The following is a 24,722-nucleotide window of genomic DNA, read 5'->3' on the forward strand; positions in this document are numbered from 1 at the left end:
TAAAAATAATCGCGGTGAATATAACATACACATGTATTACATTCAGTCGGATGGTAGCCTGCAAGGGGTAACCGGCACAACAACCAAAGTAGAAGAACCGAAATACAGCGTGACAGGTACTATTAACATTCAAAATAAGACCTCACAAGGCTTTGATGTGGTGGTGACGAATGTCAGCTCGACCAAGGGTGTGAAGACAGTGAAGTTGCCTATTTGGTCTAGTCAAGGCGGTCAAGATGATGTAATCTGGTACGATGCGATTAAGCAAACAGATGGCACCTATAAGTTGAGTGTAGATATCCGCCGTCATAAAAATAATCGCGGTGAATATAACATACACATGTATTACATTCAGTCGGATGGTAGCCTGCAAGGGGTAACCGGCACAACAACTAAGGTAGAAGGATCTCAAACGAGTGTAAAAGAAGTACAATATAATGGCTCTTACTACTTTGTCCAAGGAAAATATGACGAGATTGTAGTGGCAAATAAAAAACATCCGATGGCTGCTAACTACAATCCTGGTGAAAATCCAACTGCAAAAGCTGCCTTTCTTCGATTAAGAAATGATATGATTGCTCAAGGCTATAATGTTGGTTATGCTTACAGCGGATTTAGAAGTTATGATTATCAAAAAGTTCTGTATCAAAATTATGTGAACAAAGATGGTCAAGCTGCTGCGGATCGTTACTCTGCACGTCCGGGCTATAGTGAACACCAAACAGGTCTTGTCTTTGACTTAACGGATAAAGCTGGTAATCTTTTGGAAGATGCTGCTGCAAGTACTTGGTTGAAAAATAATGCACATCGCTACGGTTTTGTAGTTCGTTATCAACCAGGGAAAGAAGCTTCGACAGGATACATGCCAGAAGCATGGCATATTCGTTATATCGGTAAGGAAGCTGATGAAGTTTACCATTCTGGTTTGAGTTTAGAGGAATATTATGGCTTTGAAGGTGGAGATTACGCTTCATCAGTAACCCCGTCAAAACCAACAACTCCGTCTCCCCAAACACCCTCTATCCCTGCTCAAGGTGTATATCGTTTTACAAAACGCTCCTCTATCAAAGCAGAAGCTAGAATGTCAGCCCCTGAATTGGCTTATTATGATGCCGGGCAATCGGTCACTTATGATAAGGTTTTGAATGCAGATGGTGCGACATGGATTTCTTACATCGCTTTTAGCGGAAAGAGACGGTATATTGCTATTGCTTGATTTAATAGCATAACATCTACGGTTAAAAAACTGTAGGTGTTTTCTTATTTTTTAATATTCAAAAACATAGTTTATTTCTTCACAAATTTGGTCAAAAGGTGAAGGAAATGCTGTTTTGTATCAGTTTTTGTGATATTTTCTGAGATTGTGAAAAATTGTGAGCAAATTTTTTGTAAACGAATTCAAAAAGTATTATGATATTAACGTGACTAAAAAACAGATTTTGAAATTGCAATTCCATTCTCTGGTAATGGAGGATTATGATGTCTGATGTAAAAACAGTTCCTGCTGCTGTCGCCATGCTTCGTGTATTGGAAGCGTGGGGTGTTGAAAATGTTTATGGTTATCCTGGCGGTTCTGTCAATTCAACTATGAATGCACTAGATTTGGAGAAAGAAAACATTCGCTTTGTACAAGTTCGTCATGAGCAAGTTGGAGCTCTTGCGGCAGCAGCTCATGCCAAATTGACTGGAAAGATAGGAGTAACGCTTGGTTCTGCTGGTCCTGGTGCCATCAATCTTTTAAATGGTTTGTATGATGCACGTGAAGATCATGCTCCAGTTTTGGCTTTAGTGGGTCAAGTACCAAGTACGAATATGAATTATGATTACTTTCAAGAGTTTTCTGAGTTACCCATGTTTAGTGATGTAGCAGTCTATAACCGAGTAGTGATGACGCCGGAAAGCTTACCTTATGTTGTAGATAAAGCGATTCGTGAAGCCTATAAAAACAGTGGCGTGTCTGTTATTATCATGCCAAATAATTTTGGTTATATAGAAATTCCAGATGTAGATTATGCTTCACATACAGCAGAAAAAAGCTTGCCGCTTCCACAGGCGACAGATACTGAAGTGGATCAATTTCTTGAATTGGTAAAAGAGGCTAAACGTCCTATTTTCCATGTGGGTTCTGGTATTGGCGACAAGGCTCATTTATTGGTAGAATTATCTCAAAAATTACAAATTCCGATTGCTGTCGCGGGTCTTGCAAAGGGGAAAATCCCCGAGGACTTTGAAGCGAATTTAGGCACACTTAATCGGGCTGCTTCTAAGGTTGGTGACGAAGCATTTGCAGCAGCTGATCTTGTCATTGCTATTGGGACAAATTTTCCATTTGCTAACTTAGTTTATCGTTCTCATTATTTCAAGTTTGTATCGGTGGATATTGATGTGGCTAATTTTGGTCGTCATCACTATCTAGATTTAGGAATTTTATCAGACTCTGGAAGTTTTCTCCAAAAAGCTTTGGAACGTAGTGCAACCGTTGCTCCGCGTCCATTTTATCAAGCTAGTGTGGCAGCCATGAAGGATTGGAAATCCTATTTGGAACGTTTAATGCAAAAAACAGACGGACCATTAGAATTTGAACAAGTCTATCGTGAGATCAATCGTATTTCGGATGTCAATGCTGTTTATGGCATTGATGTCGGGGACAACATTATCAATAGCTTCCGTTTTTTGAACTTTACACCAGAGAAGAAATGGACAATTTCAGCTCTCTTTGCTACGATGGGGTATGGCTTACCAGCTTCTATCGCAGGTCAATTTGCTTTTCCAAATCGTCAAGTTTTCAATATTGCTGGAGATGGTGCGTTTTCAATGGTCATGCAAGATTTGACGACCCAAGTCAAATATCAGTTGCCAGTTATCAATATTGTCACTTCTAATAATTCACTCAACTTTATCAAGTCTGAACAGGAAGATTTGGTCATGAACTTTTCAGGTGTGGATCTTTATGAAGTAGATTTTGCTAAAGTCGCGGAAGGAATGGGTGTAGAGGGAATAACAGTTAAAACTTTAGAAGAATTGCCAGCTGCTTTTGATCGCGCCCTTGAAGTTTCAAGAGCTGGAAAGCCTATTCTGATTGATGCCAAAATCACCGATAAGCGTGGTATCCCTGTGGAAGAGTTAGAGCTAGACATTGTTGATGGCGAATTTGTGGAAAGAATCTCTGCTGGTTACCAAGAAACTCATGGACAAATGAGTCCGGAAGAATTCTTTGCAACTTATGATGGGCAAGAACTTCGTCCGATTACAGCTTATTTCAAAGAATATGGTGTTAAGCCATAACACGCTAGACCATTTATCTTAATTTTTACAACCATTATAGGTGCAAGGGTGGGAAGTGATTTCCCACTTCTGCCCTATTATAAATTGTAAAAGTTGTTTCAATTTATCAAAATGGTATAAATTTTATACATATTGCTATTATTCTCATCTGTTAGAGAATAGGATTGAGTTTTGTCACATAAAAATGAAAGCGCTTGCTTTAAAGACTCGATTGAATTTTCTCTATGGATATGCGCATATAAGACAGGAGGAAATATGATGTCTTACCAAACTAGTAATGCTGAAGGTCCAATTGATTTCATCAACACGTATGATTTAGAACCGATGGCTCAAAAAGTCATTCCAAAAGCTGCATTTGGTTACATTGCAAGTGGAGCTGAGGATACCTTTACTTTGCGAGAAAATATTCGTGCCTTTAATCATAAGCTAATTGTACCTCACACGCTTCGCAATGTAGAGAATCCAAGTACAGAGATTGAATTTGATGGGGATAAATTGTCTTCTCCAATCATTTTAGCACCAGTAGCCGCTCATAAGTTGGCAAATGAACAGGGAGAACTAGCTTCAGCTAAGGGAGTGCACGAATTTGGCTCTCTTTATACCACCAGCTCTTATTCCACAGTTGACCTTCCAGAAATTTCCCAAGCCCTTCAAGGAACCCCCCATTGGTTTCAATTTTATTTCAGTAAAGATGATGGTATTAACCGTCACATTATGGATCGAGTCAAAGCTGAAGGATATAAAGCAATTGTCCTGACAGCCGATGCAACTGTTGGGGGGAATCGTGAAGTGGATAAACGAAATGGCTTTGTTTTTCCAGTTGGAATGCCAATTGTGGAAGAATACCTCCCTGACGGTGCTGGTAAGACGATGGATTTCGTTTACAAATCTGCTAAGCAAAAATTATCCCCTCGTGATGTAGAATTTATTGCTGCTTACTCTGGTCTTCCGGTCTATGTCAAAGGACCGCAATGCCGTGAAGATGTGGAACGCTCACTTGACGCAGGTGCTTCTGGGATCTGGGTGACAAACCACGGCGGTCGGCAAATTGATGGTGGGCCAGCAGCCTTTGATTCCTTGCAAGAAGTAGCAGAAGCAGTGGACAAACGAGTACCAATTGTCTTTGACTCTGGTGTTCGTCGTGGTCAGCATGTTTTTAAAGCGTTGGCTTCTGGAGCAGATTTAGTGGCTATCGGACGACCAGTTATTTATGGTTTAGCGCTTGGTGGTAGTATAGGAGTTCGCCAAGTCTTTGAACACATCAATGAAGAATTGAGAACCGTCATGCAACTGTCTGGTACACAAACGATTGAAGAAATTAAACATTTCAAACTTCGTCACAATCCCTATAATCCAACATTTCCAGTAGATCCACGAGATTTGAAATTGTATTAAATTGATAAAAAACACAGTTTCCTTTCAATCAAAGGAGGCTGTATTTTTTTGCTTCACAGTGAGACTGACATCATTCAAAGCGAGCTGTTGACCAAATCTCTTACTGATGTGTTTCACATTCAAAATAGTTTCCATAATGTGACCTCCATTTTTTCTATCGTAGAGTTTCTCCTCTCTTCAAGGATTAGTATACAAAATGCTTGTCAAATAAGTCTCAAGTAATTCTCAAATATTTCTAAAATTTACAGAGTTAAACTTTTTACGTGTAAAAAGAAGACTAAAATATAACGCAAACGCTTGCAAAGAAGTGAAAAATTATATAGTATGGAAGGTGAAAAAGATGAAAGTGAGATGCATAATGCAAAGAAAATGGTGGCATGATGCCGTAATTTATCAGATTTATCCAAAAAGTTTTATGGATAGCAATGGAGATGGAATTGGCGATTTACAAGGAATTACAAGTAAATTGGATTACTTGAAGAAACTTGGAATTACCGCTATTTGGCTTTCTCCGGTTTATAAGAGTCCGATGGACGATAACGGTTATGATATTGCTGATTACGAAGCAATTGCAGATATTTTTGGCTCCATGGAGGATATGGAGGAACTGATTGCAGAAGGAGAGAAGCGCGATATTAAAATCATTATGGACTTGGTGGTCAATCATACTTCTGACGAGCACGCTTGGTTTGTAGAGGCGCGAGAACATCCAGATAGTCCAGAGCACAGTTATTATATCTGGCGAGACAAACCAAATGATTTAGACTCTATTTTTGGTGGCTCTGCTTGGCAATATGATAAAAAAGCTGGTCAATATTACCTACATTTCTTTAGCACAAAACAACCGGATCTTAATTGGGAAAATGAAGCTCTACGTCAAAAAATTTACAAGATGATGAATTTCTGGATTGACAAAGGAATTGGTGGCTTTCGCATGGATGTGATTGATATGATTGGCAAGGTACCTGACCAGAAAATTGTCAATAATGGTCCAATGCTGCATCCTTACTTGCAGGAGATGAACCGTGCGACTTTTGGGGATAAGGATTTATTGACAGTTGGTGAAACTTGGGGAGCAACTCCTGACATTGCAAAACAGTATTCAGACCCAAAGAATCATGAATTATCTATGGTTTTCCAATTCGAGCACATTGGTCTTCAACATAAGCCGAATCAACCAAAATGGGATGTAGCAGATGAATTGGACGTACCAAAATTAAAAGAAATTTTTACCAAATGGCAAAATGAACTAGGTGTAGAGGAAGGTTGGAATTCGCTCTTTTGGAATAACCATGACCTTCCGCGCGTTGTCTCCATATGGGGAAATGATACGAAATACCGCGAAAAGTCAGCGAAAGCTTTAGCAATTCTCCTTCATCTGATGCGTGGCACTCCTTACATTTATCAAGGGGAAGAAATTGGTATGACCAATTATCCTTTCAAGAACTTAGAAGATGTTGAAGACATTGAATCTCTCAACTATGCCCGCGAAGCCCTTGATAAGGGTGTGCCGCTTGATGATATTATGACCAGTATTCGTACGATTGGGCGGGACAATGCTCGCACGCCTATGCAGTGGAATGCCCATCAACATGCTGGTTTTTCAACTGGTCAACCTTGGCTGGCTGTCAATCCTAATTATCCAACAGTCAATGTTGAAGCAGCTTTGGAAAATCCGAATTCTATTTTCTATACTTATCAACAATTGATTCAATTGAGAAAGAGCAATAATTGGTTGGTGACAGCAGATTTTAAACTACTTGAAACGGCTGATAAGGTGTTTGCTTATTTACGAGAAACGACAACAAAGAAATATCTGGTCGTGATGAACTTCTCAAATGAAGAGCAAAGTTTTGTCTTGGAAAATACTGTAAAGGAAGTTTTGATTGCTAACACAGATGTAACTAAGATACTTCAAACCCATAAATTACAAGGCTGGGATGCTTTTTGTGTGGAAATTGAGTAGAAAGATTGGCAAGAACAAAATCATAAAAAATACTGTGAGAAATTCCACAGTATTTTTTGTGTCGAGTTCTATCTTGGGATCAAAAGAGTCAAATTGATAAGGAGGAAAATCAAGAAGCAAGTAAGACTTGCACTTTTGGGTGTTTCCAATTGTCGGTAACAACTTCGCTTGATTGTTTCATCAAATCCGTGGGCGTACATAGCTTCTACGTAAGAATCTCGCCAATTAAAAGCGATAAAAATAGCTTTGATATAAAAGAGTGGTGACCAGAAATGAAGTGTTTTTCCTCGCAGGAGACTTGCTTCTCGGACAGCTTGGATTTCTTTTTGAATGACTGGAATGGCGTTTAGTACAACGAGCAGTCCATAGGTGAAGTGACTTGGAAGCCCTTTTTGATGCCAATAGCGCAAGAGCTGATTGAGATGAACACTATATAAAAAGGTCATTCCCAAAGCTGCTAAAGCAAAAGATCGGGTAAACAGTATCATTGCTTGACTGTTATCTCCATGAAGTTGAATAGCCCAGTAATTTGCTAATGCTGGTAGCAAAGGTAAGAGCAGTGTCCAGAAAATGCCCCACCATTTCCTTAGGTAAATGAGGTGGGCGAGTACTCCTACGACAATAGCACAGTTGAGCCACGTTGATCGGATAAAGGAGATTTCTAATGTCAAGGCAATGAGAAGGAGCACAAGTGCGAAGACATTTGTTTCTTCTTTTTTCATAGCGACCTCTTTTCTGTCAGCCCGTCGGACGTCAGCTCGACCAAATGATCACTAATGCCGTCCAAGGGCTCCAAACGATGAGAAATAATTATAAAGCTTTGCTGAGCAGCCTTGTCTTTAATCCAATTGGTAAAAAAATCACAGGCCTTTTTATCTAACCCAGTAAATGGTTCGTCCATGAGTATGACAGGGGTTTCCAAGGTCAGGATAGATAATAATTGAATGATTTTTTTTTGCCCACCACTCAAGTGGAAAAGACTAGAATCCATTTTCCTGTCTAAACCAAATAAAGTTAAGGCTTCTTGTACCTTTGCTTGGTTTTTGCTGGAAAGAGAGGGAAGGTTTAATTCCTCTGCGGGGGTCGTCCGAATGAATTGCTTTTCAGCATCTTGAACAACAGCCGTAATATGGCGATATAACTTCTTGTTCTTCTTAATTTTTCGGCCCTGATAACGCATGCTACCTTTGTATTTTTGCAATTGCAAAATGGCACGAAAGAGAGTTGATTTACCAGTGCCATTGGCCCCGATGAGAGTCGTAATACCTTTCTGAAAAGCAAAGTCTTCAATTGTAAAAAGTGTATTTTGGTCAAATTGGCAGGAGACATGTTGCAGCTGTAAGAAAGGGCTTCGCTGAGTATGTTCGCATACCAACTGATAGCTTGGAGGAGCCTTTTTTAAAAGAGCTACATCTTGTTTAAAAAGTTTCCCATTTTTTAATTCAACAAGGCAGTCGACACAGTCAGCATAGAGGCTACGATCATGGTCACATAAAATAACAGTCTTCCCCATTTTTGTCAAATCTGCTAGTAAATGAATCAAGCGTTTGCGTGCTACTTGATCGACAGAAGCAAAGGGTTCATCTAACAAAATGATTTGTGAATCCATAGCTAGCAGAACGGCTAGAGAAACTTGTTGTTTTTCTCCGCCAGATAAGGTCTGAAAATTACGATGGAGCAGGTGTTCTACTTTCCCAAGAGTGATAGCATGCTTGATTTTTTCATCAATCTGTTCAGCAGGCGTTTGGAGATTTTCCAAGGTAAAAATCAATTCCTCATAAAGGGTTGTCATGGTAAATTGACGGCTTGGATTTTGAAACATCATACTAAGATAGGTAACTCGTTCATGAATCGGTAAATGAGACAGCAATGTATGACCTAACTTTACCTCTCCAGCGAAGTCTAATTCATTGAAATTTGTTAAAATCCGAAAAAGGGTTGATTTGCCAGCACCGGTATCACCAATCAAGAGTGTCATTTTTCCTGTTTCAAAGGTAAAGGTTAAGTCTTCAAAGACATCTCTAAGATAAATATGCTCTAATGTTAATCCCATATTATTTACCAGCGGCTTGGTTAATCTTGTCATAAAGATTCATAATAATTTTAACCAGAACAGCACAGAAGAAGAATACCGAAAGAAAGCGAACAACAAACAATGCTAAAACAAACTCAGGTTTGAAAGCGTAGTAACCAATTTTGAAATATTCATAGGTAAAGCTCAAAAGGGTCGTACCAATGGCGCTGTAAGTAAGTGACAACCAATCATAGCGTTTGTATCTGGTCGCAGCAAATCCAAGCTCGCTACCAAATCCTTGTATGAAGCCAGAAATCAAAGTGCTCATGCCAAATTGGCTACCGTACAGTACTTCAGCAAGCGCAGCTAAAAGCTCACCAATCGTGGCGCTCCCTGGTTTGCGCAGTAACATAGCTGCCATCGGAGCTGCCATACACCACAGACCAAAGAGAATTTCATTGGCAAAAGGCTCGAGCCCGATAGGTGCCAGAACAGCTGATAAGATATTGTAGAGAAAGCTAGAACCGACAAAGATTCCACCGAAAAGAATAGCCAAAAGAGCTAAGAGGATAACATCTCGTAAACTCCATTTTTGAAACATAAAAAACTCCTTCTAACAGAGCAGATGAGGAGTTTTAGCGCGACAAAATGAAATCTAATCAAAAGAATGGTTAGATTTTCTAGTTTTTCATTATACATTTCCCTGCGCCAGTATTAACTGTATCAGGTTCAATGGGTATAATCTCAGCCTCAGCACCCCAAATGTTCTTTGTTGTTTTATTATGCTGTTATTTTAACATTGATTTCTTAAAATAGCAAGGGACTAGGTTTGTCAATTGCACTGTCTAGTTCTTATCATTCAATAAGAAACAATGATAGATTTACTGATATGACAAGAACGAATAGCTATTTATACTAATTGTTCTTTAGCTAAGTCGCGAGCTAATTCATCTTTAATCGTAATGCCTTCGTGTTCTAATTTTTCAATCGACTTTGCAAATTGCAGTAAATAGCTTTTGTGAGCTAAAAACAGCTTATCCATGATCCGCTTGGCAGTATGACCTGAAGGAAGGAGAGGATTGATCGTAAAAGCTTGCAGAGCGATACCATAGTTTCCAGAAACAGCTGCTTCAATGATTAACAACTCCATTGATTTCATTACTTGTAGCCGGCAGTTGGTAAAGAACCAAAAGAAACGGTTCGAGCTCCCTGAGACCCAATATAGGTCGTTACTTCTACGGTACATTCGGATGGTAAATCAAGAATGGCACCGTTATTTCGAGTGGATACCACCATTTCAGTGTTTTTATTGGCATAAATAGCAGCAATTGTTTTGCAAGCGGTATCTGAATAATAAACACCGCCGCGTTCTTCCAGTTGTTTTGGTTTGTAATTGAGGTCGGGATTTTTGTAAAGTTCAAATAAATCGTGTTCAATTTGTTTGACTTGCTCAGCACGCGTACCGATTGTCCGATATTCCTCTAAGTTATGAGTTGATATTTCTTCAAAACGATAATAATAGCGATGATAATCACAAGGAATCATCTTCATTTGTTGAAGCTGTTCTTTAAAGTAAGGAATTTCGTAAATATTCTTAGGAATTCCTTTACTGTTATCAAATAATTTATCAATCAAGGTTAAGGCGATATCGTTGCTGTCTTTATCTGCAACCTTATGCCAATGAAAATGATTGACTCCAGCGAACTGGTAAATTAAATTTTCTGAATCCATACCAAGAACTTCAGCTTCTCGCATCTTGGCTGCAACTGGTATATTACAAATCCTGATGACTTTTTCCCAATTTCCATAACGCAAAACAGCTTCTGTGACCATACCTGCTGGATTTGTAAAGTTGATGAGCCAGGCATTGGGGGCAGAGTCATTTCATGTCTTCGACAATTGCTAAAATCACTGGAATCGTTCGAAGTGCTTTGAAAATTTCTCCAGGCTCCTTTGTTTCTTGCCCAAGTAGTCCATAGGAAGCAGGGATTGCTTGGGCAAGAATGCGAGCGGAGAGTTGTTCCACGCGAAACTGTGTTGTTACAAAATCAGCGTTCTTCAGAGCTTCTGTCCAATCCAAGATTGAATGAATTTTCACATCATGTCCCGAAGTGTTCCACATTTTTTGAGGCATGGCGGCTATGATATCTTGTTTTTCTTTCCCAGCAGGAACATCAAGCAGCCAGATTTCTTTAATAGGAAGATTGGTATAACGTTTGGTAAATCCTTCCATTTGTCATTGCTGCCAATAAAGTGAAAACAGTAGAAGAATAATTGTAACTTTTAAAATAAATATGAACCTTTCCAGCTAGCTTTCTTTTATCTGTTGAAAAGGCTTTTTACTATTTTGAATTCTGATGAATCTGTGATGAGTAGATTGTTTTCTCTTTGCATTAGATGTGTATTTAGAAATATATTTCATAGAATAGTATCAGTATTTGTGAGTATCTATAGAAAAGAGTAGGAAAAGAAAAATATAATAGAATAGTAGAAAATAATTTATTGACGAAAGCAGGTGAACTATAATGAAGGAAACTATCTTTTTAGATGTAGATGGTACGATTGTTGATTATGCGAATCATATTCTTGCCTCTGCTGTAAAGGCTATTCGTCAGGCGCGTGAAAAAGATTATCTGGTTTATGTCTGTACTGGACGTAGTAGGGCTGAAATGCCTGAGGAAATCTGGAAGATTGGTTTTGATGGTATGATTGGTGGGAATGGTTCTTATGTAGAGCAAAAAGGTCAGATTATCATGCATCAGTTAATTCCGTTGGATGTGGAAAAACGAGTAGTGAACTGGTTGCATAGACGCGGCTTGGAATTTTACTTGGAGAGCAATAATGGTCTGTTTGCCAGTGAAGATTTTCGTGAGGTAGCTCGTCCAGTATTACGCGCCTATGCTCAGGGAAAGGAAGCGAGTGCAAAAGAAGTAGGACAATTGGAAGCTGAAGAAGCTCTTCATGGGTTAGTTTATGGAGCTGAACTTTATCGTGTAGTTCTCCATAAAATCAGTTTTATTCTCAAATCTTATCAAGATCATTTGGATTCTAAAGAAGCTTTTCCGGAGTTGAAAGCTGGTACATGGGGTGGCAAAGGAGAGCACGCTCTTTTTGGTGATTTGGGAGTCAAGAATATTACAAAGGCTCACGCAATTGATGTATTGCTCGAATATCTAGGAGCGAAAAAAGAAGATACGATTGCTATTGGGGACGCTAAGGTAGATATTCCTATGCTGGAATATTGCCAAGTTGGAGTTGCTATGGGAAATGGTGGACCAGAAATTCTAGCCATGGCTGATGTTATTACTGATGATGTGGTTGAGGACAGTTTCTACAATGCTTTTGAAAAATTAGGACTTCTTTAGAGGAATAGTTTATGACAAAAACACTTTATTTGATGCGACACGGGCAAATTTTATTCAATAAGCGGTATCGGATTCAAGGTTGGTGTGATGCTCCCTTAACGCCTTTGGAGATTTATCAAGCTCAGGAGGCAGGTCAATATTTTAAGGATGCGGGCATTGTTTTTGATGATGCTGCCTACAGTTAACCTCAGAGCGAGCTTGTGACACATTAGAGCTAGTGACGGACGGACAAATTCTTATTTACGAGTAAAGGGGCTAAAAGAATGGAATTTTGGTCTTTTTGAAGCGCAGCCTGAGCGACTGCAATCTCAGTTTCGCGCAGGAGCCACTTCTTTTGAAGATTTATTTGTTCCTTACGGAGGAGAGGCTGTTGAACAAGTTGGTGAGCGGGTGTTGATGACATTGACTGAAGTTATGGAAAAAGCTCAAGCAGAACCAATTCTAGCAGTCAGTCACGGTGGTGCTATGTGGGCCTTCTATCTCAAGGTTACAGCTCAAAGTCTGGATCCCAAGGAGCGCTTGGTAACTGTGCTATCTGTCATTTCCATTATAACCAGGGGCATTTTAAGCTAGCAGAAGTTATTGATCCACTGACAGGTGATGTTTATGACTGTAAATGAAAAAAGTCTGGGAAAATAAGATTTCTCAGACTCTTGTTTTGTAAAGAGGGGGCACCATGATGCTTTAAGTTCTGTATGTGTTAATACTTTTTGGTATCTTATATGTCTATCTCCCATACGCTTCTGGTAAAAATCATTGAGAGTAGAGCTAGCCCGGCTAATCCGATTCCAACATACCAGTAAGGTAAATCCAGTGTGGTAGAGCGACCAGATAGATTGACAATACCGCGAAAAAGAACGCCAGCGGCAATGGTTGCGACCGCAGAATTCCAAAGATTGAGACTGAGTCGCGAAAGATTGGGAATAAGTTTTTGAAAAATAAGGAGCACAACCCCGCCTATCAGCGGTACTCCGAAGAGCCAGTGCATATAGACTGAAGTCTCTCCAAAACTGAAGTGTTCGTAAATGCGACTAAAGATAAAGAAGAATACTATAATTAGGGTATAGACCACCGCTGTCTTTTTAAAACGCTTGTTGTTTGTTTTAGTAACCAATGTAGACAATGTCACTCACCGCCCTTTCTGAAATTGTTCCGTTAGTCGTTGGTTTATTGACGACTTTTCCATTAAAGTAAAGAGTAGACGAACCACCGCCATCCAGATTATAAGCAGTTTTAACACCATAGGATTTCATCACCTGAGCTAGTTGGTAAAGAGACAGGCCTTGACTTTCAGATGTTCGGCCGTCTGATACAACGATGACATAATGGTTTTTATCAATTATCCCAATAGCTGTACGTGGATTAGAAGCCATGGATTGCCCCACTTCCGAATTACTTGAAACAGTAATCTTACCGTTGTTAACTAAAGTAGGACCAAAAGCAAGAAGGTGTACAACACCATTTTTAACCAAGTCTTTAGCAGAAGCATCATTTTCGTAAACAATTCCGAAACTCCCATCTTTATAGATTGCTAAATCACCATTACTAGCATCTTCACGAACGGTATTTCGATAGACAACACCATTGCGGATGACGTAACCAGTTGTATTTGCTCCGTAGAAATCACCGTTGATAGCCAGAATGGCATTGTTATTGGCTGCTGTAACCGAAGTCTTAGCGGTTACGTTATTTCCATATGTATTTTGTGCTAGAGCAGTTTTAAGATATTTGGGGGAGCTGACCGTAATATCTGCAATGTACACTTTTGTGTTGCTGACGTTTTTTGTAGTTAGGTTAATGGAAACATTATCGTCCTTATAGCTTTTATTTGTCTTTGTCGCATTTGTTGCTGTTTTAGCATTTGTTGTGCTAGTTGAGGTAGAAGAGGATTTGACTGTTGTAATGGCCTCTGACAGAACAAAAGTTTTTAACATGGAGTAGGTAAACGCCCCTGTCAACAGCATACCAAAGAGACTAGCATAAGCATAGGATTTTTTGAAAAACTTCATGATAAAGTATGCGTCCTTTCTTTGAAAATAATTTTTTTTTGAACGAGCCAAGATAGGCAAAAGAGCAGTGATCCGACAATGATTTTAACAATCAGCAAATTGAGACCGAAAATGGCGTAAAATAGTCTGATTAAAAGGGTGTCGAGGATAAACAAGCCCAAGGCTAGCCCGAAATAACCAGTCCCTGTTTTGGCAACGCTGTCTTTATTTTTAAAGATCAGTTTTTTATTTGTGGAATAATTGACAATTGAGCTCGTGACACGAGCTACTCCATTTGCCAGTAAAATTTTGAGACTAGTTGGCACTGTAGCAAGCACCAAAAGGGCTAGCGCATAGACGATATAGTCAATCAAAAAACTACTAATTGAAGAAAGAGCAAATTTAAACATATCTTTGTAAATCATGAGCCCGTCGCGTATTGGTCTAAAGTGAGAAGCTTGATTATCATTGATATAAATGGTTTCAATTGGAACTTCGCTGATAGGATATTTTGTAGAAGCAGATAACAGCATATTCATTTCATATTCATAACGCTGCCCTTCAATCTCCAACATAAATGGAATCATATTGGTTGTAAAGCCACGAAGTCCGGTCTGAGTATCTGTCACAGAAACACCAATCTGTCGCTGAAACAGGAATCGTGTTACTTTATTTCCAAAAGCCGATCGTAAAGGAACCTTCCCAGAAAAAGAACGAACTCCCAGAATTAAGTGGTTGGGGTTTTCTTGAGCTTTTTTGCTCACGCGAAAAATATCCCATACGTTGTGTTGACCATCCGCATCAGCTGTAACTACTGTCCCATATTGTCCTAAGGTATCAATATAAGTAAAAGCGTTTTTCAATGCCTGTCCTTTTCCCTGATTGTTTGGATAGCATAAAATAATAGCGTATTTCTGAGCTTCTTGAAAAATCGAATCATAACTAGCTGGGCTACCGTCATTAACAACAACGACATGCAAGGAACTCTTTGCCTTCACCCTTTGTAAAAGATGAATGAGAGTGAGGTCAGGTTTGTAAGCAGGAATGACTAAAAAATCCATGTATGTACTCCTTTCTTAGACAAATGATAGAAAAGATACACATTAGTATAGAGATGCTAACTTAAAGCTAACTGATATCAGCTTTTTTTAAGGCTTTGGAGGAGGAAATGTAAGGAAAATGTACTAAAAAAGAAGATATTAAAAAACGTTTCAAAAAACACATACGGGTTTTTCTTGCTATTTCCCAGAAAGTTTAGTATAATAGTTGTTCGTGAGTATCCCTCACTTACCCCTTGCAATAGCTGGGGGTCATTAGACCAAAAGGAGGAAAAATCAATGGCTAAATACGAAATTCTTTATATTATTCGTCCAAACATTGAAGAAGAAGCAAAAAACGCTTTGGTAGCACGCTTTGACTCTATCTTGACTGACAACGGTGCAACTGTTGTTGAATCAAAAGATTGGGAAAAACGTCGTCTTGCCTACGAAATCCAAGATTTCCGTGAAGGACTTTACCATATCGTAAACGTTGAGGCTGAAGATGCAGTCGCTTTGAATGAATTTGACCGTCTTTCAAAAATCAACGCTGACATTCTTCGTCACATGATCGTCAAACTTGACGCGTAAGAAGGGTTACTATGATAAATAACGTTGTACTTGTGGGTCGGATGACCCGAGATGCCGAACTTCGCTATACGCCGCAAAATCAAGCGGTCGCAACTTTTACTCTTGCTGTTAATCGCAACTTTAAAAATCAAAGTGGCGAGAGAGAAGCGGACTTTATTAATGTTGTAATTTGGCGCCAACAGGCAGAAAATCTTGCAAATTGGGCTAAAAAAGGAGCTCTTATCGGAATTACCGGTCGTATTCAGACGCGTAACTACGAAAATCAGCAAGGTCAACGTGTCTATGTGACAGAAGTCGTAGCGGATAATTTCCAACTATTGGAAAGCCGTGCTAGTCGTGAAGGTCAATCTTCTGGTGGCTATGCTTCCAACAACTTCGGAAATTCATCTTCCAATTTTGGTAACGCAACTTCTGCCAACCAAGTACCTAACTTTTCTCGTGATGAAAATCCATTTGGGAATGCCAATCCAATGGACATCTCAGATGACGATCTACCATTTTAATGGACAAACAGAATAATGATATAAAGGAGAAAGAACATGGCTCAACAACGTCGTGGCGGATTTAAACGCCGTAAAAAAGTTGATTACATCGCAGCAAACAAGATTGAATATGTTGATTACAAAGATACTGAGCTTCTTAGCCGTTTTGTTTCAGAACGTGGGAAAATTCTTCCTCGTCGTGTAACAGGAACTTCAGCTAAGAACCAACGTAAAGTAACAACAGCGATCAAACGCGCTCGCGTAATGGCTTTGATGCCGTTCGTAAACGAAGATTAAAATATAAAAAAGAGCTTGAATTTATAAAAATCAGGCTCTTTTTATATAAAGTCAAGTGAGTAACTTAACGGGTTGCTTTTCTTATGCTCGAAATTGATTTGAAGTGGTAATTTCTTATTCAAAACATCCGCTTGTTTCAGTTTCAACAGGCGGATGTTTAAATAAGAATAGAATTAGAGTTGTCTTGGTGAGGTAAGAGCGCTGCGGATGTTGAATTTCTTTTTGAGATAAAAACGAAGTGCCAACGTTCCACCACCGAACACAAGGATAAATAGGTTTGGTAGTTTTGGATTTAAAATGGCTGGCAATAGGAAGGTTGTTCCATAAAGAACAGTAGCCCATAATATCGTAGCAGCTGAAATGATTAGGAGCGATTTGAAAAATGGTGGCTTTTGACTTTGGTCTTGGTCGGAATAATAAAAGCGGTAAATAAAGTAATACATTCCGTAAAATACGAGTGCCCCCACCGCGCTACCAAGTACAATCGTCACAATACCATAATTGCTAGGATTTTTGGAGAATAAGTTAACACTACTATTTAAGATAGCAAATAAACTAAAGACAAATAAGAAAGCATCCATAATCATGAGATACGGATTGGTATTTTCTTTGATAGTTTGAGCTTCTTTTTGTTTTGCTTCTGAAAAATTCGCTGCCCAAACAGTAGGTGCTCCATAAAGTCCGCGAGCAGTAATTCCTTTTGCTTGATTTTCAAGAATCGTTGGGATGATTTCCTCTAGCAGGGCTTTGATTTCTTCGTCTGTCTTTCCATCTTTGATGAGTTGGTGGGTTGCGATACGGACAAATTCTTGATTTTTTTTGCTGAGTTTATCCAAAGAAACTTGTGTCATAAGATCTCCTTTTAATTAAAATAATTTTTTGTGAATGAGGTAAACTGTCAGTGAAACACTGATCGCAAAGGCGATGAAAATAATAATCCAAAAAGCATGTGGCTCCCCATTGAGTGGTAAGTCATTATTTTTGAAGTTCATTCCATAGGCTGAGAAAATCATAGTTGGAATGGACATGACAATCGTCACTAAAGCTAGAGCTTTCATGATGTTATTTTGATTATTTGAAATGATAGAAGCAAACGTATCTGTCATACTGTGCAAGATATTTCCATAAATATCTGCCATCTCAATTGCCTGTTGAGTTTCGATGAGTGTATCTTCTAGCAAATCCTCATCTTCCAAATATTTTTTGATATTACTTGTAGCGCTGGTTAATTTTTTTATTACACGCTCATTGGTTTTTAAGGACGCTTTGAAATAGACAATCGTTTTTTCAAGTTCCATGAGTTCAATTAGTTCTTCATTCCGAGTTGACTTGTGTAGCTGACTTTCAATTTGCTCACTTTTACGATCAATGGAACGAAGCGCTGTCAAATACAGCTCGGCGTTTCGATAAAGAATTTGGAAAATAAAGCGAGAACGCATAAATGTATAGAAATTACGTAATCGTCGATTAATAAAAATATCGAGCAATGGAAGTTTTTCCAAACAGGTAGTAATAATCGCATCTTCGGTAATAATAATCCCTAGAGGGATGGTTACATAGTAAGTCTGATTATTTCGCTCCTCTGTAATTGGAACATCCACGATAATCAAAGTATATTCATCTTCGATGGTAACACGAGACATTTCCTCTGCGTCAAGGGGTGCTCGTAAGTCCGTAATATCAATGTCAAAGGCATTGGAAATTTCAGTAGACTCACTTTGAGAAGGGTTGACTAAATTGATCCAAGTCCCCGACTCAAGCGTATCAATTTCTTTAAATTCAGTTGTTGTTGATAGAAAGACTTGTTTCATGTTTTCCTCCTTCAGTTATTTGCACACCGTACTATTATACTATAAAATTCCGAGTTTTTGGGTAAAAGATTGTAGAAAATTTTGTTATAATAGAAAGAAGTCTAAAATAAAGTGTGGTAAGAATGCAGGATAAAATTATCATTCATGGAGCACGAGCTCATAATTTAAAAAATATTGATGTTACGATTCCGCGGGACAAACTGGTTGTAGTGACTGGTTTGTCTGGTTCGGGCAAGTCTAGTTTAGCTTTTGATACTCTCTATGCAGAGGGACAACGGCGTTATGTGGAAAGTCTGTCGGCTTATGCTCGTCAATTTTTGGGCAATATGGAAAAACCGGATGTGGATTCAATTGACGGTCTTAGCCCTGCTATTTCTATTGACCAAAAAACGACTAGCAAGAATCCTCGTTCAACAGTCGGAACAGCTACAGAAATCAATGATTACCTCCGTTTGCTCTATGCGCGTGTGGGAACTCCATATTGTATCAATGGGCATGGAGCCATTAAAGCTTCTTCTGTAGAACAAATCGTCAATCAAGTTTTGGAATTACCCGAACGTCAGCGATTACAAATTCTAGCGCCAGTTATCCGTAAGAAAAAAGGACAGCACAAGACAATATTTGATAAAATCCAAAAAGATGGGTATGTACGAGTGCGCGTGGACGGGGACGTTTATGATGTAACCGAAGTCCCAGAGCTTTCTAAAACGAAAAAGCATGATATTGAAGTAGTGGTAGACCGGATTGTCATTAAGGGCGGTGTACGCAGTCGGTTATTTGATTCGATTGAAGCAGCCTTAAGAATTGCAGACGGTTATGTGGTGATTGACACGATGGATGACAAGGAATTACTCTTTTCCGAGCATTATGCTTGTCCAGTCTGTGGCTTTACGGTACCTGAACTAGAACCGCGCCTTTTCTCTTTTAATGCCCCATTTGGGTCCTGCTCTGACTGTGACGGCTTAGGTATCAAGTTAGAGGTTGATTTGGATCTTGTAGTGCCTGATAGTAGTAAAACATTACGTGAAGGAGCTCTAGCACCGTGGAATCCAATTTCTTCTAGTTATTATCCGCAAATGTTAGCTCAGGCGATGGAAGCCTTTAGCATCGATATGGATAAGCCTTTTGAGGAATTGAATGAGGAAGAAAAACAGCTGATTTTCTTTGGCTCAAATGGCCGGGAGTTCCATTTTCACTATGAAAATGAATTTGGTGGCGTGCGGGATATCGACATCCCTTTTGAAGGAGTAGTAACCAATATCAACCGCCGCTATCATGAAACTAACAGTGATTTTACCCGTAGCCAAATGCGACTTTATATGAATGAGTTGACTTGTGCAAGTTGCCATGGTTATCGACTGAATCCACAAGCCTTGTCTGTTAAAGTAGGCGGTGAAAATGGTCTCAATATTGGTCAAGTGTCTGATTTGTCTATTGCAGATCATTTAGAATTACTTTCTCATCTGACTTTGACTGAAAATGAAGTGGCCATTGCAACACCGATTATCAAAGAAATCCGAGATCGCTTGACTTTTCTGAATAATGTCGGGCTTAATTACTTGACACTATCTCGTTCTGCTGGAACTCTATCAGGTGGTGAGAGTCAGCGGATTCGCTTGGCAACTCAAATTGGCTCCAACCTCAGTGGTGTTCTTTATATCTTAGATGAGCCCTCTATTGGTCTACACCAGCGGGATAACAATCGCTTGATTGCCAGTCTCAAAAAAATGCGTGATTTGGGCAATACTCTCATCGTAGTTGAACATGATGAAGATACTATGCGCGAAGCTGATTGGTTGATTGATGTTGGACCTGGAGCAGGTGTTTTTGGTGGTGAAATTGTTGCGGCAGGCACTCCAGAGCAAGTTGCAAAAAGCAAGAAATCAATTACAGGTCAGTATTTATCGGGCAAACGTGAAATTCCAGTGCCATTGGAGCGCCGCGTAGGAAACGGTCGCTTTATCGAAGTCACAGGTGCGCGCGAGCACAATTTGCAAAACATCACGGCCCGCTTCCCGTTGGGAAAATTTATAGCCGTGACGGGGGTTTCCGGTTCTGGGAAATCGACCTTGGTTAATTCCATTTTGAAAAAAGCAATCGCTCAAAAACTCAATCGTAATTCAGACAAACCGGGTAAATTCAAAAATATTTCAGGAATTGAGCATATTGATCGTTTGATTGATATTGACCAGAGCCCGATCGGCCGAACACCAAGATCCAATCCAGCGACGTATACTGGCGTCTTTGATGATATTCGCGATCTCTTTGCTCAGACTAACGAAGCTAAGATTCGTGGGTATAAAAAAGGGCGTTTCTCTTTCAATGTGAAGGGGGGACGCTGCGAGGCCTGCTCTGGGGATGGGATTATCAAGATTGAGATGCACTTTTTACCAGATGTTTATGTCCCTTGTGAGGTTTGCCATGGAACACGGTACAATAGTGAAACCTTGGAAGTGCACTACAAAGAGAAAAACATTGCTCAAGTTTTGGATATGACGGTCAATGATGCAGTGGAATTTTTTAAGCATATTCCTAAAATTGAGCGGAAACTTCAGACCATCAAAGATGTAGGGCTGGGTTATGTAACCTTGGGGCAACCTGCCACAACTCTGTCTGGTGGGGAGGCTCAGCGGATGAAACTAGCCAGCGAACTTCACAAGCGCTCAACAGGTAAGTCTTTCTATATTCTGGATGAACCAACTACAGGTCTGCACACGGAGGATATTGCGAAACTTCTCCAAGTGCTATCACGTTTTGTAGACGATGGCAACACGGTTCTCGTCATCGAACATAATTTGGACGTTATTAAGACGGCCGATTACATTATTGACCTTGGACCAGAAGGTGGTATTGGTGGAGGTACTATTATTGCTACTGGTACACCAGAAAAAGTAGCTGCAAACTCTGCTAGCTATACTGGCCAGTATCTAAAAGGAAAGTTAAAATAAGATTTAAAAGACTCTGCTTTTTTAGGCAGAGTCTTTTTTATAATAAATTACGAATTTTTTCTTTTATAAATGGGTTAAGAGAATAGTGTTTATCCAGATATTCTAGGAGTGCTTGAGCAGACTCAGAAATGTGTTCGTAACCTTGCAAAAAGTGAGGCAATTGCTTGGCTTCCTTTGGATAACCTTCTTCAAATCGTCTGTTGGTATTAAAGACATCTATAAAATTAGATTTAGAAGTTGTTTCCAAATTGATTAGTTCAGTCCAAAGTTTGACGGATCTGTTTTGGATGAAATCATAAGCAGCCAATTTTTCGCCTCGCTGATAGCGACCTATCCCTAAATATAGATTACATGAAATTTCTCCCAACAGCCATTCACGGTCTCTGTTTTCTTTTGATGGCAGTCTTTGTGGCTGACAGATTGTTTCATCAAAACCGACCTCCTTCCAGATAATCTTGCCTTCAGCGAAGGGAATGTTTACTAGTTCATGAGCTTCAAAGACAGCAAATTCACAAAAAACATCATCTTCAAATAGAACTTTATGCCCGTCCACTGTATTTTGGTAGTGAAATGCAATTGGTTTTAGCTTACTTAACCAGGTTAGGTCTTGGATATAGGTCTGCTTGTAGCCATCTTTTACAATAACAAAGAAGTCTAAATCTGAGTACTGATCCAATCGTTCTCTTTCTGTTCCGCAAGAACCAAGTGCCAGCAAAGCTAGTGCTTGTTTCGAATCTTTTAGAGACTGACCAATCTCATCTAGTCTTTGTAACAGTAATTCTGTTTTATTCATATCGTTACCTCATTCTTTCTTGTTTAACGAAAATTATATATTTAGCGCTTTCAAATGTCAATTTCATCTAATCCTAACTATATAGATTGTATTATTTTCAGTATTTTTTTGCTATAATAAATTGAATCATTTTACGGAGGTTTTCTCATGTTATCAAGAGTTGAAAAATTTGAAGTAGCCTTAAAACAGACAGAGTGTGATGCTGTCTTAGTAACCAATCTGAAGAATATTTACTATCTGACGGGTTTTAGCGGAACAGAAGCGACAGTTTTCATTAGCAAAACGCGACGGATTTTTTTGACAGATTCCCGCTACACCTTGATTGCCAAAGGTGTGGTCAAAGGATTTGATATTATTGAAACTCGTGATGCTTTGGGGGAAATCGCTAAAATCATTGGAGACGATAAATTAGAAAAAATTGGCTTTGATGATCAAGTGTCCTATGCCTACTTCAAGATGCTGAAAAGCGTATTTGCAGCCTATGAACTGATACCTATGAGCAGTTTCATCGAGAATCTGCGCATGATAAAAGATGCGGAAGAAATTGATACGATTCGAAAAGCTTGTCAAATTTCCGATCAAGCCTTTCTAGATGTATTAGACTTTATCAAACCAGGTGAGACAACCGAGTTGGCAGTTATGAACTTTTTAGATGCTCGCATGCGCAAACTTGGTGCTTCAGGTGCGTCTTTTGATTTCATCATCGCCTCAGGATACCGTTCTGCCATGCCTCACGGAGTAGCTAGTGAGAAAGTGATTCAAACTGGTGAAACCTTGACAATGGACTTTGGTTGTTATTACAATCACTATGTTAGCGATATGACACGAACTATTCATGTAGGTCATGTGACGGATGAGGAACGTGAGATTTATGATATTGTCTTGCGTGCCAACAAGGCTTTGATTGATCAAGCCAAGGCTGGAGTCAGTCGTATTGACTTTGATCGGATTCCACGTCAGATCATCAATGATACGGGTTACGGAGCTTATTTTACTCATGGGATTGGTCATGGAATTGGGCTTGATATTCATGAAATTCCTTACTTTGGTAAGTCCTCTGAGCCGATTGAAATAGGGATGGTTTTAACAGATGAGCCAGGTATCTATCTGGATGGTAAATATGGCGTCCGTATTGAAGATGATCTTGTCATCACGGAAACAGGTTGCGAAGTATTGACTCTTGCCCCAAAAGAGCTAATTGTAATTTGAGAATTGTCAATCTTTATGATAAAATAAAGAGAAATCTATTTTAAAAGAGGTAATAATAATGATTGAAGCAAGTAAGCTGAAAGCTGGTATGACGTTTGAAACAACGGATGGGAAATTGATTCGTGTCCTTGAAGCAAGCCACCATAAACCAGGTAAAGGGAATACTGTTATGCGTATGAAACTACGTGATGTACGTACAGGTTCAACTTTTGATACAACTTACCGTCCAGAAGAAAAATTTGAACAAGCGATTATTGAAACACGTCCAGCACAGTACTTATACCAGATGGATGACACGGCTTATTTCATGGATACAGAGTCATTTGAGCAATATGAAATCCCAGTAGCAAATGTAGAGCAAGAATTGAAATTTATCCTTGAAAATTCAGAAGTGAAAATTCAATTCTACGGAAGTGAAGTTATTGGTGTTACGGTTCCAACGACCGTAGAGTTAGTTGTAACAGATACACAACCTTCTATTAAAGGAGCAACAGTAACAGGTTCTGGTAAACCAGCTACTCTTGAAACGGGTCTCGTAGTAAACGTACCGGACTTTATCGAAGTCGGACAAAAATTGATTATCAATACGCAAGAAGGAACCTACGTTTCTCGTGCATAATTTATTCTAAGAACTAGAAGTTCTTAAATTACTATTAAACTCAGACTAAGAGTCTGACAAATATTGAACAGACTCCTTGAATGTCTTTGTGTCTTAAGAAAGGACAAGTTATGGCAACTGAACAATTAGGCGAAATCGTTATCGCACCACGTGTTTTAGAAAAAATTATTGCCATTGCAACGGCTAAAGTGGATGGCGTTTACTCTTTCGCAAATAAAAGCATGTCTGATAGCCTTGCAAAACGTTCTTTAGGACGTGGCGTCTATCTTCATACTGCCAGTGATGGTGAAGTAACTGTTGATATTTATTTATATTTAGAATACGGTGTAGGTGTTCCAGCGGTAGCAGTGGCTATTCAGAAAGCAGTGAAAAGTGCTGTTTCTGATATGGCAGAGGTTGAATTATCTGCAGTGAACATTCATGTAGCTGGCATTGTTCCAGAAAAAACACCAAAACCGGATTTAAAAGATTTGTTCGATGAGGATTTTCTCAATGACTGATGTACAGCTGGAAATGAGAAGACAACTACGTGAGCGTGCTTTTCAAGCGTTAATGAGTTTGGAATATGAAAGAAATGTGATAGAAGCTTGTCGCTTTGCATATACATATGATAAAGATTCTACAAGCGATTCAGATGTGGGAATTCCTATATTTTTATTGAACCTTGTCATGGGTGTCGAACAGTCCAAAAGTGAATTGGATGAGAAAATAGGTCAATATCTAAAAGAAGGCTGGACCTTAGGACGTCTTACATTAGTAGAAAAAAATATTCTTCGTTTGGGACTGTTTGAAATGACAGAATTTGATACTCCTCAACTAGTTGCAATCAATGAAGCAATTGAGTTATCTAAGAAGTTCTCAGATGGGAAATCAAGCAAGTTTATCAATGGTATCCTGAGTAAATTTATCACAGAATAAAATT

General features: G+C 39.2%; 22 protein-coding genes, 2 pseudogenes and 1 riboswitch. Of the genes and pseudogenes, 14 read left to right on the forward strand and 10 right to left on the reverse strand.

The annotated features are described in order from the left end of the window. The 4 genes from ldcB to HMPREF1514_RS08575 form a co-directional block, all read left to right on the forward strand. Positions 1-1,216, forward strand: a 1,216-nt coding sequence (gene ldcB, locus HMPREF1514_RS08560; RefSeq protein WP_037598733.1) for an LD-carboxypeptidase LdcB/DacB, incomplete at its 5' end; no start/stop codon positions are given. A 263-nt stretch (positions 1,217-1,479) separates the two neighbouring features. Then, a complete protein-coding gene (gene spxB / locus HMPREF1514_RS08565; protein WP_037598736.1) occupies positions 1,480-3,285 on the forward strand; it encodes a pyruvate oxidase in 1,806 nt (601 codons plus the stop codon). A gap of 258 nt (positions 3,286-3,543) precedes the next feature. Then, positions 3,544-4,680: an L-lactate oxidase gene (gene lctO, locus HMPREF1514_RS08570; protein WP_037598739.1), complete on the forward strand. Its 1,137-nt coding sequence runs from the start codon at positions 3,544-3,546 to the stop codon at positions 4,678-4,680. Positions 4,681-5,038: 358 nt separating this feature from the next. Further along, the gene (locus tag HMPREF1514_RS08575; RefSeq protein ID WP_037598741.1) at positions 5,039-6,646 is read left to right on the forward strand and encodes a glycoside hydrolase family 13 protein; all 1,608 of its coding nucleotides are present in this window, start codon (positions 5,039-5,041) and stop codon (positions 6,644-6,646) included. A gap of 68 nt (positions 6,647-6,714) precedes the next feature. On the opposite strand, the gene HMPREF1514_RS08580 is transcribed toward HMPREF1514_RS08575, so the two are convergent. The 4 genes and pseudogenes from HMPREF1514_RS08580 to HMPREF1514_RS09735 all read right to left on the reverse strand — a co-directional run bounded on the left by HMPREF1514_RS08580 (position 6,715) and on the right by HMPREF1514_RS09735 (position 10,893). Further along, positions 6,715-7,368, reverse strand: a complete 654-nt coding sequence (locus HMPREF1514_RS08580; protein ID WP_037598743.1) for an energy-coupling factor transporter transmembrane component T — start codon at positions 7,366-7,368, stop codon at positions 6,715-6,717. Next, a complete protein-coding gene (locus HMPREF1514_RS08585) occupies positions 7,365-8,699 on the reverse strand; it encodes an ATP-binding cassette domain-containing protein (protein WP_037598745.1) in 1,335 nt (444 codons plus the stop codon). Before HMPREF1514_RS08585 ends, HMPREF1514_RS08580 begins: the two co-directional genes overlap by 4 nt. A gap of 1 nt (position 8,700) precedes the next feature. Continuing rightward, the gene (locus HMPREF1514_RS08590) at positions 8,701-9,261 is read right to left on the reverse strand and encodes an ECF transporter S component (protein WP_037598747.1); all 561 of its coding nucleotides are present in this window, start codon (positions 9,259-9,261) and stop codon (positions 8,701-8,703) included. An 82-nt stretch (positions 9,262-9,343) separates the two neighbouring features. Continuing rightward, positions 9,344-9,431: riboswitch (TPP riboswitch) on the reverse strand. Between the two features lie 139 nt (positions 9,432-9,570). After that, a pseudogene (locus HMPREF1514_RS09735) lies at positions 9,571-10,893 on the reverse strand (family 4 glycosyl hydrolase). Positions 10,894-11,185: 292 nt separating this feature from the next. Here HMPREF1514_RS09735 and HMPREF1514_RS08610 point away from each other — a divergent pair. Together HMPREF1514_RS08610 and HMPREF1514_RS09740 are read left to right on the forward strand one after the other, a co-directional pair. Beyond that, positions 11,186-12,025 (forward strand): Cof-type HAD-IIB family hydrolase, encoded by an 840-nt coding sequence (locus HMPREF1514_RS08610; RefSeq protein ID WP_037598755.1) that lies wholly within the window; start codon positions 11,186-11,188, stop codon positions 12,023-12,025. An 11-nt stretch (positions 12,026-12,036) separates the two neighbouring features. Beyond that, positions 12,037-12,645 (forward strand): annotated as a pseudogene (locus HMPREF1514_RS09740) (histidine phosphatase family protein). Positions 12,646-12,743: 98 nt separating this feature from the next. Here HMPREF1514_RS09740 and HMPREF1514_RS08625 read toward each other — a convergent pair. Genes HMPREF1514_RS08625 through HMPREF1514_RS08635 form a run of 3 tightly spaced genes read right to left on the reverse strand, consistent with a single transcriptional unit; the run spans position 12,744 to position 15,074 of the window. Continuing rightward, complete coding sequence (locus HMPREF1514_RS08625; RefSeq protein ID WP_037598757.1) at positions 12,744-13,154, reverse strand: hypothetical protein; 411 nt, start codon at positions 13,152-13,154, stop codon at positions 12,744-12,746. Next, complete coding sequence (locus tag HMPREF1514_RS08630) at positions 13,129-14,034, reverse strand: phosphodiester glycosidase family protein (RefSeq protein WP_037598759.1); 906 nt, start codon at positions 14,032-14,034, stop codon at positions 13,129-13,131. The genes HMPREF1514_RS08625 and HMPREF1514_RS08630 overlap by 26 nt, the downstream gene beginning before the upstream one ends. Continuing rightward, positions 14,031-15,074, reverse strand: coding sequence for a bifunctional glycosyltransferase family 2/GtrA family protein (locus tag HMPREF1514_RS08635; protein ID WP_037598761.1), 1,044 nt, complete (start codon positions 15,072-15,074; stop codon positions 14,031-14,033). Before HMPREF1514_RS08635 ends, HMPREF1514_RS08630 begins: the two co-directional genes overlap by 4 nt. 276 nt (positions 15,075-15,350) lie before the next feature. Between HMPREF1514_RS08635 and rpsF the strand changes: the two genes are divergently transcribed. From rpsF to rpsR, 3 genes are read left to right on the forward strand one after another with little or no spacing between them, the layout of a single operon-like run. After that, positions 15,351-15,641 (forward strand): 30S ribosomal protein S6, encoded by a 291-nt coding sequence (gene rpsF, locus HMPREF1514_RS08640; protein WP_003026325.1) that lies wholly within the window; start codon positions 15,351-15,353, stop codon positions 15,639-15,641. Between the two features lie 11 nt (positions 15,642-15,652). Next, positions 15,653-16,144, forward strand: a complete 492-nt coding sequence (locus HMPREF1514_RS08645; RefSeq protein WP_037598764.1) for a single-stranded DNA-binding protein — start codon at positions 15,653-15,655, stop codon at positions 16,142-16,144. A 36-nt stretch (positions 16,145-16,180) separates the two neighbouring features. Then, the gene (gene rpsR / locus HMPREF1514_RS08650) at positions 16,181-16,420 is read left to right on the forward strand and encodes a 30S ribosomal protein S18 (RefSeq protein ID WP_000068664.1); all 240 of its coding nucleotides are present in this window, start codon (positions 16,181-16,183) and stop codon (positions 16,418-16,420) included. Between the two features lie 173 nt (positions 16,421-16,593). Here the strand turns inward: rpsR and HMPREF1514_RS08655 are convergent, their stop codons facing one another. Then, the gene (locus tag HMPREF1514_RS08655; RefSeq protein ID WP_037598766.1) at positions 16,594-17,271 is read right to left on the reverse strand and encodes a DUF1129 domain-containing protein; all 678 of its coding nucleotides are present in this window, start codon (positions 17,269-17,271) and stop codon (positions 16,594-16,596) included. Between the two features lie 15 nt (positions 17,272-17,286). After that, complete coding sequence (locus HMPREF1514_RS08660; protein WP_003070861.1) at positions 17,287-18,231, reverse strand: magnesium transporter CorA family protein; 945 nt, start codon at positions 18,229-18,231, stop codon at positions 17,287-17,289. 122 nt (positions 18,232-18,353) lie between these two features. On the opposite strand from HMPREF1514_RS08660, the gene uvrA reads away from it, so the two are divergent. Further along, positions 18,354-21,179, forward strand: coding sequence for an excinuclease ABC subunit UvrA (uvrA, locus tag HMPREF1514_RS08665; RefSeq protein ID WP_037598767.1), 2,826 nt, complete (start codon positions 18,354-18,356; stop codon positions 21,177-21,179). A 37-nt stretch (positions 21,180-21,216) separates the two neighbouring features. Here the strand turns inward: uvrA and HMPREF1514_RS08670 are convergent, their stop codons facing one another. Beyond that, a complete protein-coding gene (locus tag HMPREF1514_RS08670) occupies positions 21,217-21,972 on the reverse strand; it encodes a hypothetical protein (protein ID WP_037598768.1) in 756 nt (251 codons plus the stop codon). Between the two features lie 147 nt (positions 21,973-22,119). Here HMPREF1514_RS08670 and HMPREF1514_RS08675 point away from each other — a divergent pair, with 147 nt between their 5' ends. The 4 genes from HMPREF1514_RS08675 (at position 22,120) to nusB (ending at position 24,718) form a co-directional block, all read left to right on the forward strand. Beyond that, positions 22,120-23,181, forward strand: a complete 1,062-nt coding sequence (locus tag HMPREF1514_RS08675; RefSeq protein ID WP_037598769.1) for a M24 family metallopeptidase — start codon at positions 22,120-22,122, stop codon at positions 23,179-23,181. Positions 23,182-23,239: 58 nt separating this feature from the next. Next, positions 23,240-23,800 carry an elongation factor P gene (efp, locus tag HMPREF1514_RS08680; RefSeq protein ID WP_003026309.1) on the forward strand — a complete coding sequence of 187 codons (561 nt, stop codon included), beginning with the start codon at positions 23,240-23,242 and terminating at the stop codon, positions 23,798-23,800. A gap of 110 nt (positions 23,801-23,910) precedes the next feature. Beyond that, positions 23,911-24,300 (forward strand): Asp23/Gls24 family envelope stress response protein, encoded by a 390-nt coding sequence (locus HMPREF1514_RS08685; protein ID WP_003037725.1) that lies wholly within the window; start codon positions 23,911-23,913, stop codon positions 24,298-24,300. Beyond that, positions 24,293-24,718, forward strand: coding sequence for a transcription antitermination factor NusB (gene nusB, locus HMPREF1514_RS08690; protein ID WP_037598770.1), 426 nt, complete (start codon positions 24,293-24,295; stop codon positions 24,716-24,718). Before HMPREF1514_RS08685 ends, nusB begins: the two co-directional genes overlap by 8 nt. The last annotated feature ends 4 nt before the right edge of the window (positions 24,719-24,722 follow it).

The sequence above is a fragment of the Streptococcus sp. AS20 genome, from assembly GCF_000524255.1.
Classification (GTDB): domain Bacteria; phylum Bacillota; class Bacilli; order Lactobacillales; family Streptococcaceae; genus Streptococcus; species Streptococcus constellatus.

What these genes read in the sequence shown, in the direction of transcription:
- spxB (WP_037598736.1), top strand. Translation starts at nt 1,480, where the DNA reads ATGTCTGATGTAAAAACAGTTCCTGCTGCTGTCGCCATGCTTCGTGTA.
- lctO (WP_037598739.1), top strand. Translation starts at nt 3,544, where the DNA reads ATGTCTTACCAAACTAGTAATGCTGAAGGTCCAATTGATTTCATCAAC.
- HMPREF1514_RS08575 (WP_037598741.1), top strand. Translation starts at nt 5,039, where the DNA reads ATGCAAAGAAAATGGTGGCATGATGCCGTAATTTATCAGATTTATCCA.
- HMPREF1514_RS08580 (WP_037598743.1), bottom strand. Translation starts at nt 7,368, where the DNA reads ATGAAAAAAGAAGAAACAAATGTCTTCGCACTTGTGCTCCTTCTCATT.
- HMPREF1514_RS08585 (WP_037598745.1), bottom strand. Translation starts at nt 8,699, where the DNA reads ATGGGATTAACATTAGAGCATATTTATCTTAGAGATGTCTTTGAAGAC.
- HMPREF1514_RS08590 (WP_037598747.1), bottom strand. Translation starts at nt 9,261, where the DNA reads ATGTTTCAAAAATGGAGTTTACGAGATGTTATCCTCTTAGCTCTTTTG.
- HMPREF1514_RS08610 (WP_037598755.1), top strand. Translation starts at nt 11,186, where the DNA reads ATGAAGGAAACTATCTTTTTAGATGTAGATGGTACGATTGTTGATTAT.
- HMPREF1514_RS08630 (WP_037598759.1), bottom strand. Translation starts at nt 14,034, where the DNA reads ATGAAGTTTTTCAAAAAATCCTATGCTTATGCTAGTCTCTTTGGTATG.
- HMPREF1514_RS08635 (WP_037598761.1), bottom strand. Translation starts at nt 15,074, where the DNA reads ATGGATTTTTTAGTCATTCCTGCTTACAAACCTGACCTCACTCTCATT.
- rpsF (WP_003026325.1), top strand. Translation starts at nt 15,351, where the DNA reads ATGGCTAAATACGAAATTCTTTATATTATTCGTCCAAACATTGAAGAA.
- HMPREF1514_RS08645 (WP_037598764.1), top strand. Translation starts at nt 15,653, where the DNA reads ATGATAAATAACGTTGTACTTGTGGGTCGGATGACCCGAGATGCCGAA.
- rpsR (WP_000068664.1), top strand. Translation starts at nt 16,181, where the DNA reads ATGGCTCAACAACGTCGTGGCGGATTTAAACGCCGTAAAAAAGTTGAT.
- HMPREF1514_RS08655 (WP_037598766.1), bottom strand. Translation starts at nt 17,271, where the DNA reads ATGACACAAGTTTCTTTGGATAAACTCAGCAAAAAAAATCAAGAATTT.
- HMPREF1514_RS08660 (WP_003070861.1), bottom strand. Translation starts at nt 18,231, where the DNA reads ATGAAACAAGTCTTTCTATCAACAACAACTGAATTTAAAGAAATTGAT.
- uvrA (WP_037598767.1), top strand. Translation starts at nt 18,354, where the DNA reads ATGCAGGATAAAATTATCATTCATGGAGCACGAGCTCATAATTTAAAA.
- HMPREF1514_RS08670 (WP_037598768.1), bottom strand. Translation starts at nt 21,972, where the DNA reads ATGAATAAAACAGAATTACTGTTACAAAGACTAGATGAGATTGGTCAG.
- HMPREF1514_RS08675 (WP_037598769.1), top strand. Translation starts at nt 22,120, where the DNA reads ATGTTATCAAGAGTTGAAAAATTTGAAGTAGCCTTAAAACAGACAGAG.
- efp (WP_003026309.1), top strand. Translation starts at nt 23,240, where the DNA reads ATGATTGAAGCAAGTAAGCTGAAAGCTGGTATGACGTTTGAAACAACG.
- HMPREF1514_RS08685 (WP_003037725.1), top strand. Translation starts at nt 23,911, where the DNA reads ATGGCAACTGAACAATTAGGCGAAATCGTTATCGCACCACGTGTTTTA.
- nusB (WP_037598770.1), top strand. Translation starts at nt 24,293, where the DNA reads ATGACTGATGTACAGCTGGAAATGAGAAGACAACTACGTGAGCGTGCT.